This is a genomic window from Vibrio sp. YT-15 (assembly GCF_033337445.1).
Classification (GTDB): domain Bacteria; phylum Pseudomonadota; class Gammaproteobacteria; order Enterobacterales; family Vibrionaceae; genus Vibrio; species Vibrio alginolyticus.
Map to the genome: position 1 here is coordinate 25,035 of NZ_JAWOQR010000013.1, position 16,175 is coordinate 41,209.

Consider the following 16,175-nt stretch of genomic DNA (forward strand, 5'->3'; position numbering starts at 1 on the left):
AGGAGAGATGTAAATTGTTACCTTTTTTATTAATTCCTTTTATCGGGACAGTATTTATTCTGACGTTTTATCCGGTCAAGATTTATAAACATTTCGAAGAAAAAGTACGCCCCTATAGAGAAGAGGCAGAACGTCAGCGTTATGTACATGATTTCAAGCAGGTTATTACACACGCAGACGGCAGCAAAGAAACCCGTACCTTTAATATGGCTTCATCACTTGCAAATCAGTATGCGCCAATATATCTGGCGCTCTTAATTTTCGTGTTAGTGTTCGTAGCATCACCAATGTACCTAACATTCTCCTTTGTATGGTCAATAGATGAATTAAAGTATCTATTTTCTATTATTCCATTGGTTGGTTTATTATTTATTGTCAATAAGGAAATATTTATAAAGTATGACGATAACCCAAACGAGATATTTCATTACTTTTGGGCTCCACTTGCAGTAACAACCCTGATTTTAGCTTGGGGTGTCTCTGATTCACTTTATGATGAATACCTAAGCGATTTATTTTTCATGAATAAGTTTTTCGCTTGGGTCATAGTCTGGACTTGTTTCTATTTCCCATTAATCAATTGCCTCAACATAGTTCTTGTTTACTTATGGAATAAATCAAAGGGTAAAAAAAAGCGGATTTTGAAAGTAGTAGCATGGCTTATCGTCCTTGCAATACTTTGTTTTATTGGCTATTTAATATACGGATTGCATGAGTACGCCTATCCAAAATACTTAGAAACATATCCTGATGCTGATTTTATGTCTTTTCTTGAAGCTTTTGCAAACAAAGCAAAATATGAAGCGATTGAAAAACTGAACAGCTTGAGATAATTAACAAAACATTGCTTTGTCATATTTTCATTGAAAGATAACCCTATATAAACGCCCATTGAAAATGGGCGTTTATTTTATTACCTAACGTCAATAACTAGTAACTCGAATGGATTGAAATATAATATTCCGTAGTGGCAATAATTGTTAATTACGGGCATTGAATAGAAAAATAGGCAATATATAAATATTAATGTTGCTGAACGTACATTATATTCTCTAGCTACTTTACTGGTAGGTTTAGTTTTGAAATTACCTCTATATCGTGCAGCGTAAAGAATTGCAGTCAATACAATCAACATTAAGATTGATAAAAAATCACCTCCTGCACCTGGGCCTCTCCCACTAGTCACCCCAATTATTTTTACGTTAGGTTGATATAATGGAGAAAGAAGCAGAGCAATAACAAAACAAAGTGCATGGAATGCAAAATTCACACTTTTTTTTGAATCACCCTTTTGCATATAGCGCGATTCAATTCCAAAAAAAACCAACTTAAAATAACCAGAGATTTTTTTTAAATTCATTGCTAATAATTTCATTGAGACGTACAAATAGCTTGAGTAACTGTGCAGTATGAATTACCGCCCATTGCATCTTCACCGTGAACGTATTTCTTTGTATTTACGCTAGGGTCACAGCTACTTCCATTCGCTGGCATGCTTGATAGTGATTTGACCTTTATGGTTGTACTACTGTTTGAGAGAGTCCCACAGTCAAAAGGATATAGTGTCGACGATCGCACCCAAACTGCAGATACCTTACTACCGGTTGCTTGTCTCTTGTTTATGACTTCGCCTGCAATGATCTGATCATGTTGGTGAATAACATCAACACCAGTTGTGTAAGTCCATGTTCGACTTTTATTCTGGCTACATGTCTGTGTTTGCTCGAATGCAGTTCCGCTTTGAATACTACTTGGATCTGGTGACCAATCAGAACAATCAGTAATAGCTCCGCTTGGAGTCCATTCACTTGAGGCCGCGATAACATCACGGCTATCAGTCGCCTCTTCTAACTGTGTTTCATTTACAGGCTCACCCACGTCCCGGTATTCATCCAAATTTGGTTCATATTATCGATTTTGAATGCTCCGCGTCATTAGATCATAATGGGTTCGCGTTTGTGTGAAATTAGCCATCTGGTTACCGGCAACAGGCGACCAATCAGAATAGTTTTTATCGTCACCAGTGTCCTCCCAATCACCAACAACAGGATCTACTGTCTCCCAAAATCTATCCAAATTCGATTTAACATCAACAGCGATTCCAAATTTAACTTTGCCATCACGAAGTATATGTTTTGGTAAAACACCAAACTTAACGTTACCCGATTCGTCTGCCGGTATGGTAAATGTTTGTGAACTACCTGGTGAAATTACCTGCCCCTCAATTTGTACCGAGAATGCCGCATCCGTCGGAAGAGTTATTGTGACATCTTGGTTATCGGTAGCAATATTGCCTTGGTCTGATAAAAGTGGCCCTGTCTGCACATAACCTAGCTCACTATCATCATGGCGAGATTTTAATACCTGTTCTACTGGAAGAGTGACGCTATCTAAGTGTGTGTCAGTTGACGCATAACTGATACTTGAACTAAAGATGATTGCGAAGGTTATAACTAACTTACTGGTTTTCATACTGTTTGGTTCGTTGGATATTTTTCCACTCTTTCAACTTAAAGATTGTGATGTAACGATTTTGTACGACGATATGGCCTTACTTAATACCGGGTGCCTTTCTGTACAATTACCCTATAAACAATAAAAAAAGGCTCCAATCGGAGCCCATTCGTTCAAAAATATGAAAATCAGTAATCTTTATTGAGGTACTCTATATATGAGTCCCAATCTTCTCTTTCTTCGTCATCTAAGTCAGACTCTCCTTTATGCTCAGGACATTCACCTGCTGAATTTAACAGAGATGTCGGGTATAAAATTCCGTCACCACAAAAGATACAAGTGCCGTACTCTTCATCATCACTCGCACAATCCCTACAAACAAAGTCAATTGGATCCTGTCCACTTTCATCATGGACAAATTGACCTCGCGGGTCTTGGTGCTCACAATCTTTGCATGGTGGAGTTAAGACAGCTTGTACTATCCCAGTTACAATAAATCCCGGAGCAGCTTTGAGTGATGGCGAGTTTAAATCCTTGATTCGATCTACAATGGCTTGATTGACGCGTGGATTCTGGTACACGTCATCTCGCCAGCGTTCTGTGAATAACTCATGGTCATCCCATTCATAATCATCAGCTTTCATGGATGGATGCGTACGATAACCTAATGTGGCCGCGATCAGTTCGTAACAATGTGATAGCTGTACTTTAACCCGGTTAGGTTCACTTGATAATTGATCGAAAGGTAGTGGTTGAGACAAGCCATCTTCAAGCTCAAGTTTTAGTTGAATGGCTTTATTTTGGATAGTTATGTTTTTCATAAGGCAACCTTATCAGTAATTATGCTGACATATGCAGGTTGGGAATTTAAGCAAGCGGCGTCAGCAAATAATGATAAATGCTGCGAAATAGTGGGTTCTGTTTCTCTGGGGTATTCACTTTTGCTCTCATAGCGTGTGACTTCCCAAGTGCACTTATTAGGTTTCCCAAAGCCAGGTGGTGCCTCTAAATAATAGTTCTCATGGAGTTTCCATGTCAACCAGTAGTGCTACTTTATTAGACAAAAAATGCCAGTTCCCGTAAACAGGTTCTGGCATTTGTATATTGATTTGACTAAAGTCTTTGGTTTAATTGGCTAACAACAGTAATGACTTCATCCGCACCGCTTTGTACTTCATTGAGCACTTGGCCGGCTTCTGTTGATAACCCCAACACTTCTGTTGTCCTTGCTTGACAGTCAGTAATCAAACTCACTGCCTTTGTAGTTCTGTCTAAATTTTCAGAAACCATATTAACGATGGTTTCTGTTGTCTCATTGGTTCTTGCCGCAAGCTTTCTGACTTCATCCGCGACTACTGCAAATCCTCTCCCGTATTCGCCTGCTCGAGCTGCTTCTATCGCGGCATTAAGTGCCAAAAGATTGGTCTGGTCAGCAATACCGCCAATATTACTAACAAGATCGCTTATTGCCTTAGAGTGCTCATTCAAAGCTTCAATGTCATTGCTTGCTTGTTTCATCTCATGAACAAGGTCTTCCATTTGTTCAATGATATCGGTGACAACATTTTTGCCGTGAACAGTGTGTTTGCCAGTTTCCTGCGATATATCATGCGCAACTTGGGCCGCTTCTGAAACTGCTTGTTCCTGCTCAACCTGACTGGTGATTACAGTCGCAAACTTTACTACTTTATAGAGCTCACCATTATCGTTGTAGATCGGATTATATGAAGCCTCTAACCAAACCACATTCCCATAGTTATCTAATCGCTTATACCGTCCGGTAGCATACTCACCTTTAGCAAGTTTTCGCCAAAATTCTCTGTATGCTTCTGAATCAACTTCATCCTGGCTGCAGAAAATGCGATGGTGCTTACCTGATACTTGAGTAACGTCATTAAAGCCCATTGCTCGAAGAAAGTTAGAATTCGCATTCAGTATTGTTCCTTCTGGAGTGAACTCAATGACAGCCATCGACTTGTTCAAAGCTTTGAGCAAATCAGCATGTTCACGTGACGTTGTTATGGTACGCGTCAATTCTGATGCAATGACCGAAAACTGAATCAACACTCCTTTTGTGTCAAATACTGGGAGTATCAATACTCGCAACCAAACCTCACTTTGGCCACGAGCTTGAATCTGCATAGCGCCATTCCAAATACGCTTAGCCGAAAGTGAAGCTACCATGCTTTTATAATGATCTGTTGATCTACAATTTTTTGGTGCCAATTCTCCAATTGGCATATCCAAAATTTCGTAAATGTCTAACTCTAGTTGAGATAAAAACTTTTCGTTGGCAGAAGTTATCTTTCCGCTTGAATCCAGTGTAAGAGTAAGCAAATCCTTCTGAATACCCTCACTTACTTGTTCTAACGAGAAAAGTTTCTCTTTTGTCGCTTCTAGCTCATTTTTTAAAGCAGTATTAAAGAACATAGAATACACCTAAATTACTATTCGTATCTGAGGCCACCAGCAACCGCACTTTAGTTCAGCTTGAATCGACCTACGATTGCATTGAGCTTTTGGTTCATTGCTGAAATTTCATCTGACTGACTTACAACACTTTCTCCGTTCTCATTTAGGGAACGAACAATGTCTTGAATCGCGCTCATGTTCTGGTTCACTTCACCAGTTACCGATGACTGTTCCTCGGCTGCAGTGGCGATCTGGAAAGACAGGTCTTTCACAGACATGATTTGTGTGACCAGTTCGTTCAACGTAGCGTTGACTGACTCAGTGCTATCAAGTGTTTTCTGGCTTTCCATTCGTGTAGATTCCATCAAACCCAATACATCATTGTTACCCGCCAAAAGTCGACTTAAGGCATTCTCAACTTCAACAGTGCTTTCTTGAGTACGTTTTGCTAGAGCTCTAACTTCATCAGCTACCACAGCGAAACCGCGACCTTGCTCACCTGCTCGAGCTGCCTCAATTGCTGCGTTAAGAGCCAGCAGGTTTGTCTGATCGGCAATATCACCAATCACATTTAAAATTCCGCTGATGCTTTCAGTTTCTTTTGTTAGGTGGCTCATTTGGCTACTGGTTTTCTCAACGTTTGACACCAACTGAGAAACATTTGCTTTTGCCTCGTCTAGAACCTTAATCGATGCTTCACCAATGGTCGCAGCATCTTGGGTTTGAGCTGATGACTCACTAGCGTTTTGTGCAACCGTATTAGCTGTCGCGCTCATTTCTTCAATAGCGGTGACAATCATGTCTGTCTCTTGAGCGTGTTGACCAAGCACATGACTGTTATCCGACGATGACATTTTTAGCTCAGAAGCATTGGACTCTAATTCTTTTGCAACCTCTTGAACTTGAATCATTAGGTTCTGCAGCTGCGCGATAAATTCGTTTATCCCTTTAGCTATAGCGCCAATATCGTCATCAGTTTTAACATCAAGACGCTGTGTAAGATCACCATCCCCACTTGATAGGTTTTGAATGGTATCTTTAAGAGCAATAATCGGTTTGTATAGCAGATTCAGAACGACCATCGTGGCAACGATGCTTAATACCGCACATATGATAGTTATGATGATTGAGTGATTTTTTGTGGCGTTGAGCTTCTCAAACACCTTATCTTTGTCCATTCCAACCATTAAATACCAACGTTTATCACCAAAGATAATTTCGTCGATGAACATTACTTTATCCGTTCCATCGATCGTGTAATCAACTACCGAGGCGCCGCGGCTTCCAAGTTGTTTACTCACTTCGCGCAGCGAAGAGTCTTTCGCAATGTTCTGTCCGTTTTTCACATACTTTGAACTACTCGTCAATACATTCCCTTGTTCATCTACGATTAGAGATATAAGGCTATCAGTGGCGAATTTCTTTACTGCATCTGAAAGGATGGTGAGGGGAATATCCGCTAGTACCACGCCATTACGGTCAGCTTTCATACCTATGGAAACCATCAGCTCCTTCGTCGTGGCATCTTCGTATGGGTCTGTATAAATCAATCCACTAGTGGCCATCGCACTTTGGTACCAAGGGCGTTTTCGAGGGTCATAGGAAGGTGGATTTTTGTGATTGGTCCATCCTGGTACATCAGCTGAGCAAAATGCATCACCGTTTGAAAATCCAACTGTTAAATTCGGGATGTCACCGGCTACTGCCGCCAATCTCATTCTTTCTGCATGATTATCCGTATGCCCATATCGAGCATATTCATTGGCAACCTGCTCAACGGTTGCGGCTTTGTTCTCTAGATATTTCGTGATTGCGTTCTTTTCTGCAGCAACCATAAACTCTGTGTTGCTGTATATGGAATCTTTAAAGTCGTCGTAGTAACTCGTAAAGTTAATATAACTCGACACACCCACAGCCAGTGTTATGACCGATAACATCGCTAGGATAAGCGTTTTTTTAAATCCAAGTTGGCTCATTGTTTCCTCATCTCTAAATAAAACGCATAGTTCTCTTAGGGACAGCGGCCCCTAAAAGTAACTACTTGTTTATGGAATTTTGCCGTTCTGAGTTCTATCGCTCAGTTCTGGCGTATGATCTTATATTGAATAGTCCGGGGCAGGACGACCAAAGAAGTAACCCTGCCCTATATCACACCCAAGAGCTAACATTGCATCTAACTGCTCTTGGGTTTCGATTCCTTCTGCTACAACTGACATGTCCACGATGCTGGCCATCTCGATCGCGGCCTTCGTTAGTACTATCATTTTCTCGTCATCGATGTTGTTACAAAACATCCTGTCCAGCTTCACAATGTTGGCTGGCATGTACATGAGATACGAGATGTTGCTCATACCGGTACCAAAATCATCAATAGAAATTTGGTAACCTCTTGCTTTAAGGGCGGCAAGAACTTCTAACCCCTTGTCACCCTTTCTAACGCCTACAGTCTCTACGATTTCAAACTCTATTAAATGCGGTGGCACTTTATATTTTCGTTGTGCTTTTTGAATGCTTAGTAGGCTGTTCTTATCCAATAGACATGAGGCATCTAAGTTCATGGCCACTGTTATCTCTTTACCTGAATCCAAGAACTCTCGACACTTAGCGAAGCCTGTATCTATGATCCACTTGTTGAGCTCACCCATTAGGCCATACATATTTACCCAGTTCAGAAAGTACGGCGGTAATAGAATGCCTAGCTCTGGGTGATTCCAGCGGATAAGAGCTTCCACACCAACTACAGTGGATGTTTTCAGGTCAACCTTCGGCTGATACCAGAGTTGAAACTGCTTTTGGCTGATAGCTCGTTTAATGTCGTACAGTGAGAAGGCCATAGCATGGGATGCAGAATCTCCACCGAGATCTCTTGAATTGCGGAATTTTGCTAAAGAGGCAACAGTACTATTGATTAACTGGTTTAAGGTGTCACCGCTTTCTGGATAAACCCCAAGGCCGGCGGCGAGTTGAATCAGTGATGGTGCTGAATGAATTGTGTTTAGGTCTTGGCCAGTTCCTGTTTGTAGTAAATGGTCAATGATTTTGGATATGCGTTCCCTTGGTACATCGTCATGCAGTGATATGAAGAAAGTATCTGATTCGACTTTTGACAGGGTGAAGTTTTCTGGTGATACGAGCTTACTGATGACCTCTATAATCCAAGGTTGAACCATCTCAATCTGTTTTTCTGTTTCTATGTAGCCATATTCTTCGTTCAACCGGTCTTGGTTACTTACCTTTAAAGCCAGCAAGAAGAACCGTTGTTTGAATGAAATGAGCAATTCAATTTCACTGAAAAACTCCCGACGATCTAACACCTTCTGGATAGGAGAAACTAACTCACTCAGTGGAGCTTTGACGGCTCTATTTTTGCCTTGCTTACTCTTATCCAAAATTACTGTCTCGTCTTCAATCATTGAATTCTGCTCGTAGTGGAACAACGTACAGAATGATTATATACAAAGTTTTTTAAGAGCGTAAGACTTTGCTGTTGAAGATATTCACAGACGGTGTATAACAGAGAAAAGTTTGCTGATTTAAAACTTACTGGTTTTAAATTGTTTTGAGTTTCAATGTCAATATAAAACACAGAGTTAGGTATAAATAATGAACAAAACCCTAAGCACAGTCCTGGTAACTTTGACGTTAGTTTCAGCCCCTGTACTTGCAAAAAAAATCCCCGAGTGGGTTTCGAGCACTCCTGCGGGGCAATCTGTTTATTGCGTCCCAGCCGGCGCTAACATCGATATGGCTCGTAAGGTGGCTTTGCAGTTCGCGTCAGAAGACCAAGGCCGAGGCTTTAACAAGGTTGATGTTTCTGGTTCGGAGAGTGCAAAAACTATCGCACGTGACGGCGCGGTAGACAGCCAATACAACATGAATACTGAAACAATCGCAACCGGCATGAAAAAATCGGTCCAATTGCTCGATGAAGCAATGGTTGATGGTTCTCTATGTGTTTTGGTCAAGTAAGGTGTGAATATGAATTCTGATCAAGGCAAATCAGCAGCACCTAACCATATTGTCCGTTTGCGCTATCCGGGTAAGGTTGAACGAACTGTTGGCCAAATGCTGGTGGTTTTAACGGGGGGAGCGATACTCTTTTCAATGTGGTTCTTCTCTGGTGACATGAACACTTTCGATACTGTTTTATGTTGCTTCCTAACTTGGGTGATTACTGTAATGATTGCCATTGCTCTAAAGGAAATGCCACCAGCGAATGAGTATTCAACCGACCCGTACATCTTATCAGTAGTCCTGATTGCAGCATTCCTTATTGCTCCAGTCCTATCAGATACGGTTGCCCTTTTTTATATGAAGCTACCTTTCTACGCTTTATCCATATTTACAGGACAGTCACTTGATACCTTTACAAACATGCTTTTCATAGATGTGCAGGGATAAAAAAAGGTGCCAATCGGCACCTTTTTTGTGTTGTTATGTTTAAAACAATCTGTAAGGAGAACCGTTATTTTCCCCATTCTTGATGAAGTACTGATCCCAACCTCGAACATCAAAAGATACCCGCTTACCTTGCACCTCGATGTATACCTTTTCTAACTTAACGCCATCCACGACCTTTGCCCGTGCAATAGGCCTAATAATCGCATTAATCATGTTTTGTGCATCAGCTTTGGAAGCTGGCTTGTAGATCAACGCAACCTTATTACCAACCTTCGCGCAGTGTTGACTGAAAGTAATGTCTCTACCGTAAACTTTTCCATAAACAGTATTGCTTATGTTGCTTACAGAGCATGTCGGTTTTTCTAGGTTTACAATCCCAAATCGGGCACCATAGTCAGTGTATTGGTTCTCTCTGTTCGCATATAGTATTGCGATGTAGTCATCGTTGGCGCTGAATGCAGGTTTTGGTAATCCATAGAGTGATTCTGACTCTTTAAGCCAGAAGTTATCGAACTGTGTTGGTTCGTTAAACTCAAGGTTATATCCATATTCTGCGCTTGCAACAAAGCCGTCACCATTAAATTTGAGCTGACGACCAGTTAGTTTCTGGTTTAATGAGCCGCGCTCCGGGTCAAGAAATTTAGCTTCTCTCGTTTGGATAGAACCATCACGGTTGAAATATTCTCTTAGGCGGTACAGCCCTTTCTCTAATTTATGTGAGCTTACTGAACCATCATCGAAGTGAGTGTAGTTCTCTTCGGTTTCAGTAACGTAGAACGTTGGCTTTTCTACAGGTTTCCTTTCTTGGATGCAGGGCTCACCCAAACACATTCGAACTTTTTTCTCGCTTGTCGTTGAGCACCCATTTAAAGCCAATAGTGACAATCCGACTACAAACAACCCTTGCTTTTTCATAGTTACATCCGTCTTTTTATTTTAATCCCAGCAAACAACTAATCTTTGTTGCTATTTCATTCTTTTTCTTATCATTTACTTTGCAATAGAACACAGATTCATTCAAATGATCATTGCTTATTACAAAGTAATACTGCTTGTCTAACGCCCCTGTTTCTACAAGGTTAAACTCTTCAAATGGTGCGCTCACTTGCTGTTTCTTATCGCCTAGCTTTAGTCCGAAAACCCTACTCTGGATTAGTAAGTGAGTTTTCTCTGTGTTCAGACCAATGTGCTTTCGATAACCAAAGGGAATAACAGACAACATGAATATTGGAATAGCCCAGTTCGGCATCGTATAACCATAGAGCATCGAATGATAAGCGCTGCTTAAGCATACGAACCCTAAAAACCCAGAAAGACATAAGAAAGCTTTAGAAACGGCAGATACGCTAAAACCAAAAACCTTCTGGCCATTAATCTGAGTGTGGAATGGAAGTACTAACATCTTTTCGTCCTAGTGCACTTTTGAGTCTGATGGCATGTCATTTATTAACACTGGCAAGATTACATTATCCAAGACTTGCTGAGCGCATTCTGTTCCTCTTGGCGTAACCTTCGGTGTAAGTAGCTTGCTTCTCAGATTTTTGCAGTCCTCTGATGTCAAGCCAATAGATTCTAACTTAACCTCTTTCGACCATTGAGCTGTTACAAGATGACTAAGTACAGAGTGAACAAAGCCTCGACGTCCAGACGGCATAGTCATGTCATTGCTTTGAGCAATACTGTGTATTGGTACTTCTACATGTGGCAGCTCAACTCTCGGAGATTTGAGTAGTGAGTGAACTTGAGAATTTAATGGTGTGCTTGTTACGCGGCCGCTATGAGTGTCTACCCAAAACTTGAGTTTCGCCACCCCTGAATCTGTTTCAGAATTTGCGATCAATGACATCGGATCGCGGTGGTAGTAAACATGTGACACGACAGCAACTGCGAGCATCTGGTTATCGCTCAATTTCTCTAACATCCTTTATTAATTCTCTTCTTCGATTGTTTTTTCCAGTATCAGCTATCATGCATATTGCACAATACCTATCATTTAACCTGGGCGATGGTGACTCTTTTACCGGTTTTGATTTCAAGCACTTCTACTGCTTCGTCAAAGGACATTTCTGCATCTACTAAAGCGGATAGCATTAATATGATTTGTTCGTCACTAAGGACGTTATTCGGTACAACTGTGGCTATTTTCTTAAATCGAGATACATGCCACTTCGTAAACCTACGATAGTAAGCCCCATGATAAGGACCAAATGCTATCGGTTTGACCTCTTCAACTACCTTTGCATTTGGAGAGTATTTCTGAATATTCTTCACCGCTACAGAATCCGCTTCCGCGAGGATAAATATTGATTTTTTAACGCCTTGCAACCCTTTGCTGCTTAACTCACTCAACGATTCATCACCAACAGCACAAGCGGGGATTCGCCTTGCTAACAAGAGACTTGCCAAAATCGGGTCTTCGACAACAAGAAGCCACTCAGACTTTAAATTGACCGGGTGGTTCAAATGACAAGGTGAACTGGGCTTGATGCTAATATCAAAACTAGGTTGGTTTTGTTGGAGGGAATCATTGTAACCCCATAGGAATACATCGTGATTTGGTAGTACCCAAGGTACAACTATACCGTTTTTAATCTTGCGTACAGACTTATAAAGGGACGTAGGAAGTCTATCCGTCACAACATTTTGAATTGCTCTACTTGACGGAAGGTACCCAATTGGCGCTTTGAACAGTAATTCCTTCTCCCAACCACTGCTCAATAAAGATTCTATAGCGTCATCATTATCTTTTAGCCACAGACGTAATTGGTCAAGCAGCCATCTGGTTGTAATCGCGGATGATTTTTTAGATTCAGTTTCTGCTTTATCGTGGGGCTCTGCAGTAATGTCAACTATCGGTGGTAACGCAAATCCAGCACTCTCAAGTAGACGTTTAGCTGCCTCTTGTTCTGTTACCTCGTCTAGTAGGCATAAAGCGCTTACTAGCGTTGTGTGTTGATGACAGCTATTACAGCGAATGCTTGCGGTACCAAAGTAATGGAAGGCATTATTACCCCAACAAGACGGGCATACGAGGCTACATGATTTACCATCACTCTTTTCAATCGGTCGCAATCCATTAAACAGATCGTTTCTAGTTAACTTGTACAACGGATAAAACTTTTCGGATAGATACGTATTTAGCCTGTTTGACACTTGCAAACCCTCCTGACTACTTCGTAATCATTATAAAGCGTTTGAAATTGTTTAACAGGTAATATGCGAAAATTCGAGTGGTAGTATTGCACTAGACCAAAAGTAATAATCACTTGCATTTAGGGTAGTAGAGGCTGATTTAATGCCCTTACATTGCATAGAAAAATCATCACAACTAGAAAAAAATAATTTGATAATAGCCTTAACTGGTTGCCCATTTGCAACTGTCACTTAGTGCGATAGTGCCACACCATAGGCATAGAGAAGCACAATACATGTATTTAATCGTGTATAGAGAATAAGAAAAGTTAATATGAAGCAAACACTTGAAAAACCAGAACAGGAGATGCCTCCATTGGCCATTGAAGATCGTCTAATGGACGCACAACAAGAAGGGTTCGAGATTGTAGCAGCTATTCGAGGCTTTCGAGTGGCACTTTCAACTCTTGTATATTTTTATATAGAACTTATTGCTAAGAAAAAGGAGCAGGAAGTAGAGATAGGTTTCTGGCCGGGCATGACTGATAACTTAGACAATGCAGTTCAGACGCTCGCTGGCATCAAAGACAAACACCCAACTGTTGTGATCATTCCTCCAAAAGACCCGCAGCTACAAAATAACTTGAACACTTGATTTGTTCTATTAGGTTTATTTCAAAAGTTTGTTCCAACCCTAAGCAAATCTGCTTTAGGGTTGGTTTTTAAGGACGCGAACAATTTGCTGGTTTGGGTAATTACCACAGAAGTACTCGGTAGCCTCTTCTGTCTCTCTGTAAGGTACAAACACAGAGCTGTCCGAAACGCTACAGCACAACTTGGTTCCATCTTCTAGTTTTGAAACGATTGAATATTCTGGCTTGACTGGTAACACAAACAAACATGAATCGTTACCCTTGCCATCCATTTTCGGAGATAGCTCTACCCTGGCGTCAACCGAGGGCCAATCTTGCATTGAAGTAGGCTTTAGAATTGACCAATCAATTTGACGGTCTAAGAATCCATATACCGCATAATTCTGTGTAACGTTGCTAACTACATTCTTAGCAGCCCAGCCAATAGCTAGCCCTAATGCAATTAGTTTTAAATCTATAAACAACTTCACACGACAGCCCCATAGCAAATTGGTTTTAAGATTGTCATTTAGTAACGCTCTTGATTGAAATCGTGGTCATACTACCAAAAACATTAAGAAATTTAACGCTTCGACTATCAAAAAAATTTATATTGATAATTAACTGAATAATTTCTCTACAAAACAGCCTTACCAATTAAAAGACAACTAGTTGATACATAGCGCATAACTGCCAATGACATACGTAATAGGATAATCAAGTCAATGACAAAAGAAGTATGTTGTCATATGATTACACTTATAAAACGCTTGTTATTAAAATCGAAGTATTAAGGAGTTGAAATGGTTTCTGCATGGCTTGGAGCTATCAGTGCACTAGACCGTCGTCTAGGTACTGGGAATATGACATTAAAAGAATACATGACGATCGCTTATGTACATGAGCAAACATCTGTAAGTGATGAAGATTTAGCAATGTTCGCTACTCACAACGAAGATTCAGACTTTGGTAATTCGATAATCAATCGACTGCTTGAGGCTGGTCATTTAACTCGTGATGAAGACACGAACGCGATCATCATTTCAGAACACGGTCATCACGTAATTGATGAAGTCCATCGTTTATGCAAATCAAGGCTTATTCAGCCAATTTTCGCAAACCCAAACTAGCTTAAAGGCGCTCAACTGGTTGAGCGCCTTTATATTTCTAGTAAAGCAATTCGACCCTACGGTTTCGCGCTCGAGCTTCATCTGAACTACCAGGATCTGCAGGATGTGTTTCTCCATAGCTCACACAAGTTAACTGTTCTTTTCGTGCTCCTAGAGTTTCGAGCATTTTACAAACATTGTTAGACCGCAGCTGACCAAGCTTTAAGTTAAAGTCGGCAGAGCCTTTCGAATCAGTAAAGCCAGCCACTAAAAGACGGATGCTTTTATCAGATGAAAGATAGTTCACATGCTGCTTGAGTTGTTCATTCCATTTCTGCTCAACTACAGATGAACTAAATGTGAAATAAACTGTGTGTTGAGGTGGTTGCGACAACAGGATTGGTTCTACCCTGTCACTAACTGCCGCTTCAACCGCCAGTTCAATCTGCTCACTTCGAGTCATTTTAGCTGCTTGGTTCTTAGCCATTTGTTCTTGCATGTAATTCTGGTTGTTATCCTCAAACAAGTGTTCAGGACCTGTTAGTTGTCCGACAGATGTCATTGGTTCTTCTTGAGATTCATCTGCTGGTGGCTGAAAAAGGCTACAGCCAGATGTCGATAAGATTAGACTTATCAAAAAACTCGTGTGAACTATCCTCATTTCAAACGTAAACCTCAATCTCCAATAATTTTAATCACATTCTAACGCTTATGATTGAAGGTGAAAACTTTTTTAAATCGATTGTGTTTGGCATGAGAATTGTTAAGTAAAAACAAGTGTATATGGAGATACCACGGGTTTATTTCGAAATGTTTACTGTTTAATGACACGACTAACTTTATAAAACGCTTAGTATTTACATCCTTTTACAAACTAACTGTATTGAAACCGTAATGAAATTTGCAGATAATTAAACACTGCTCGTAGCACTACTACAGACAGTTTTTGAAACTGATATGAAAAAGCAATAATTTCCCATAAATTTAGTGATTTACGTTAAATATCTTAAAAATTAGACAACATAATTATACAGATTGGGATATTATAAGGTTACAAGTTAGACAAAATGTGTATAGATTACATACATAGCTTTTGGAATGAGTAGTTTCTTAGTAGGTTTATGAATGGCTGATGCAGATTTAAAGATCAAACAAGAACTTTTAAATCAAATGGGAATCATAAATGAGCTCTTTGTTGAGTTGAGTGATTCCATAAATGCATCAGATCTCATTGGTGCGGAAGTCTACAAGCTACCAACAGTTCCAAAAGCAAAAGAGCATGTCGATGTTACCGAAATTCCAGTCGAATCGATAAAAGACGAATTCGCACTTTATGAAGGACTTCGTTCTTACAAAAAATTGTACGGCGAAGAAGGTATCTCGACCAAAGTTGTTTTTAGACTACCCGGCTACATACAAGTGGGAAGTTCTAATAGCAACATAAAAGAAATTATCGGCCGCATTAATAAGCATAAGGACTTATTCAAGTCTGCAGTGCTAAAAATAGATGGCCCCAAGAAAAAGCATGACATTGTTCATTCGCTATTTCCTGGATTGATAACTAAGCAGCTATACCGTAGTTTGTATGCTGTCGAAAACATAAGCTACATGGGCTTTTTCTGGACGAATAAGTTCGTTACGTACAAAACAAACAAGGATGAAGTAATTGCTTCCATTAAGAAGCAAATCAAGCATCCACCTAAAGGGAAAGACCCCAGAGAATGGGAGTCATTTTTGAATGGGGAAGTTACCGATATTCAGCGTCTACCCGCTGGTTCGGAGTTACGTATCAAACGCCCAGTTAGGGTAAGTGCAGCCGTAAATACTGATTGTGAGGAAACGCCCCAATTAAGCGCGCATCTCCCCATAATTATTGTTCAAGATCAACCCGTAACCGTCAGTCCTCTGTTGGATTACGATTCATCGCTTAGACGATGTGTAAGATCAGACTCAAAGATTGGCGGTAGGCCAATCATAAAAAGGCTACACCTCTACCTAAAGAGGCAGTAATGTCCAAATACACGAAGACCCTAGC

At 40.4% G+C, this 16,175-nt stretch carries 19 protein-coding genes; 6 read left to right on the forward strand and 13 right to left on the reverse strand.

Annotated elements, in window-relative coordinates; genetic code table 11:
• Window positions 1–14 precede the first annotated feature (14 nt).
• Window positions 15–833: a hypothetical protein gene (locus R7D93_RS19740; RefSeq protein ID WP_225478014.1), complete on the forward strand. Its 819-nt coding sequence runs from the start codon at window positions 15–17 to the stop codon at window positions 831–833.
• An 80-nt stretch (window positions 834–913) separates the two neighbouring features.
• Here the strand turns inward: R7D93_RS19740 and R7D93_RS19745 are convergent, their stop codons facing one another.
• The 7 genes from R7D93_RS19745 to R7D93_RS19775 form a co-directional block, all read right to left on the reverse strand.
• Complete coding sequence (locus tag R7D93_RS19745) at window positions 914–1,375, reverse strand: hypothetical protein (RefSeq protein ID WP_225478013.1); 462 nt, start codon at window positions 1,373–1,375, stop codon at window positions 914–916.
• The gene (locus R7D93_RS19750; protein ID WP_225478012.1) at window positions 1,372–1,896 is read right to left on the reverse strand and encodes a hypothetical protein; all 525 of its coding nucleotides are present in this window, start codon (window positions 1,894–1,896) and stop codon (window positions 1,372–1,374) included. Before R7D93_RS19750 ends, R7D93_RS19745 begins: the two co-directional genes overlap by 4 nt.
• Window positions 1,897–1,908: 12 nt before the next feature.
• Complete coding sequence (locus tag R7D93_RS19755) at window positions 1,909–2,472, reverse strand: hypothetical protein (protein WP_225478011.1); 564 nt, start codon at window positions 2,470–2,472, stop codon at window positions 1,909–1,911.
• A 170-nt stretch (window positions 2,473–2,642) separates the two neighbouring features.
• On the reverse strand, window positions 2,643–3,275 hold the full coding sequence (locus tag R7D93_RS19760) for a hypothetical protein (RefSeq protein ID WP_225478010.1): 633 nt from the start codon (window positions 3,273–3,275) through the stop codon (window positions 2,643–2,645).
• A gap of 292 nt (window positions 3,276–3,567) precedes the next feature.
• Window positions 3,568–4,884, reverse strand: a complete 1,317-nt coding sequence (locus R7D93_RS19765; protein ID WP_276404798.1) for a PAS domain-containing methyl-accepting chemotaxis protein — start codon at window positions 4,882–4,884, stop codon at window positions 3,568–3,570.
• Window positions 4,885–4,934: 50 nt separating this feature from the next.
• Window positions 4,935–6,842, reverse strand: coding sequence for a methyl-accepting chemotaxis protein (locus R7D93_RS19770; RefSeq protein ID WP_276404799.1), 1,908 nt, complete (start codon window positions 6,840–6,842; stop codon window positions 4,935–4,937).
• 120 nt (window positions 6,843–6,962) lie between these two features.
• A complete protein-coding gene (locus R7D93_RS19775; protein WP_225478009.1) occupies window positions 6,963–8,279 on the reverse strand; it encodes an EAL domain-containing protein in 1,317 nt (438 codons plus the stop codon).
• Window positions 8,280–8,469: 190 nt separating this feature from the next.
• Between R7D93_RS19775 and R7D93_RS19780 the strand changes: the two genes are divergently transcribed.
• Together R7D93_RS19780 and R7D93_RS19785 are read left to right on the forward strand one after the other, a co-directional pair.
• The gene (locus R7D93_RS19780; RefSeq protein ID WP_225478008.1) at window positions 8,470–8,835 is read left to right on the forward strand and encodes a hypothetical protein; all 366 of its coding nucleotides are present in this window, start codon (window positions 8,470–8,472) and stop codon (window positions 8,833–8,835) included.
• A 9-nt stretch (window positions 8,836–8,844) separates the two neighbouring features.
• Entirely contained in the window at window positions 8,845–9,267 is a 423-nt protein-coding gene (locus R7D93_RS19785) for a hypothetical protein (RefSeq protein ID WP_225478007.1), read from the forward strand.
• 39 nt (window positions 9,268–9,306) lie between these two features.
• Here R7D93_RS19785 and R7D93_RS19790 read toward each other — a convergent pair whose 3' ends face one another.
• The 4 genes from R7D93_RS19790 to R7D93_RS19805 all read right to left on the reverse strand — a co-directional run bounded on the left by R7D93_RS19790 (window position 9,307) and on the right by R7D93_RS19805 (window position 12,420).
• Window positions 9,307–10,182, reverse strand: coding sequence for a hypothetical protein (locus tag R7D93_RS19790; RefSeq protein WP_276404800.1), 876 nt, complete (start codon window positions 10,180–10,182; stop codon window positions 9,307–9,309).
• Window positions 10,183–10,198: 16 nt separating this feature from the next.
• The gene (locus tag R7D93_RS19795) at window positions 10,199–10,669 is read right to left on the reverse strand and encodes a hypothetical protein (protein ID WP_225478005.1); all 471 of its coding nucleotides are present in this window, start codon (window positions 10,667–10,669) and stop codon (window positions 10,199–10,201) included.
• Between the two features lie 9 nt (window positions 10,670–10,678).
• Window positions 10,679–11,188, reverse strand: coding sequence for a hypothetical protein (locus R7D93_RS19800; RefSeq protein ID WP_053411085.1), 510 nt, complete (start codon window positions 11,186–11,188; stop codon window positions 10,679–10,681).
• A 68-nt stretch (window positions 11,189–11,256) separates the two neighbouring features.
• Window positions 11,257–12,420: a hypothetical protein gene (locus R7D93_RS19805; RefSeq protein WP_225478004.1), complete on the reverse strand. Its 1,164-nt coding sequence runs from the start codon at window positions 12,418–12,420 to the stop codon at window positions 11,257–11,259.
• Window positions 12,421–12,733: 313 nt separating this feature from the next.
• On the opposite strand from R7D93_RS19805, the gene R7D93_RS19810 reads away from it, so the two are divergent.
• Complete coding sequence (locus tag R7D93_RS19810) at window positions 12,734–13,054, forward strand: hypothetical protein (protein WP_225478003.1); 321 nt, start codon at window positions 12,734–12,736, stop codon at window positions 13,052–13,054.
• Window positions 13,055–13,108: 54 nt separating this feature from the next.
• Here the strand turns inward: R7D93_RS19810 and R7D93_RS19815 are convergent, their stop codons facing one another.
• A complete protein-coding gene (locus R7D93_RS19815; protein WP_225478002.1) occupies window positions 13,109–13,522 on the reverse strand; it encodes a hypothetical protein in 414 nt (137 codons plus the stop codon).
• Between the two features lie 312 nt (window positions 13,523–13,834).
• Between R7D93_RS19815 and R7D93_RS19820 the strand changes: the two genes are divergently transcribed.
• The gene (locus R7D93_RS19820; RefSeq protein WP_169600725.1) at window positions 13,835–14,161 is read left to right on the forward strand and encodes a hypothetical protein; all 327 of its coding nucleotides are present in this window, start codon (window positions 13,835–13,837) and stop codon (window positions 14,159–14,161) included.
• 37 nt (window positions 14,162–14,198) lie between these two features.
• On the opposite strand, the gene R7D93_RS19825 is transcribed toward R7D93_RS19820, so the two are convergent.
• The gene (locus tag R7D93_RS19825; protein WP_189338761.1) at window positions 14,199–14,777 is read right to left on the reverse strand and encodes an OmpA family protein; all 579 of its coding nucleotides are present in this window, start codon (window positions 14,775–14,777) and stop codon (window positions 14,199–14,201) included.
• 488 nt (window positions 14,778–15,265) lie between these two features.
• On the opposite strand from R7D93_RS19825, the gene R7D93_RS19830 reads away from it, so the two are divergent.
• Window positions 15,266–16,150: a DNA replication terminus site-binding protein gene (locus R7D93_RS19830; protein ID WP_225478001.1), complete on the forward strand. Its 885-nt coding sequence runs from the start codon at window positions 15,266–15,268 to the stop codon at window positions 16,148–16,150.
• The last annotated feature ends 25 nt before the right edge of the window (window positions 16,151–16,175 follow it).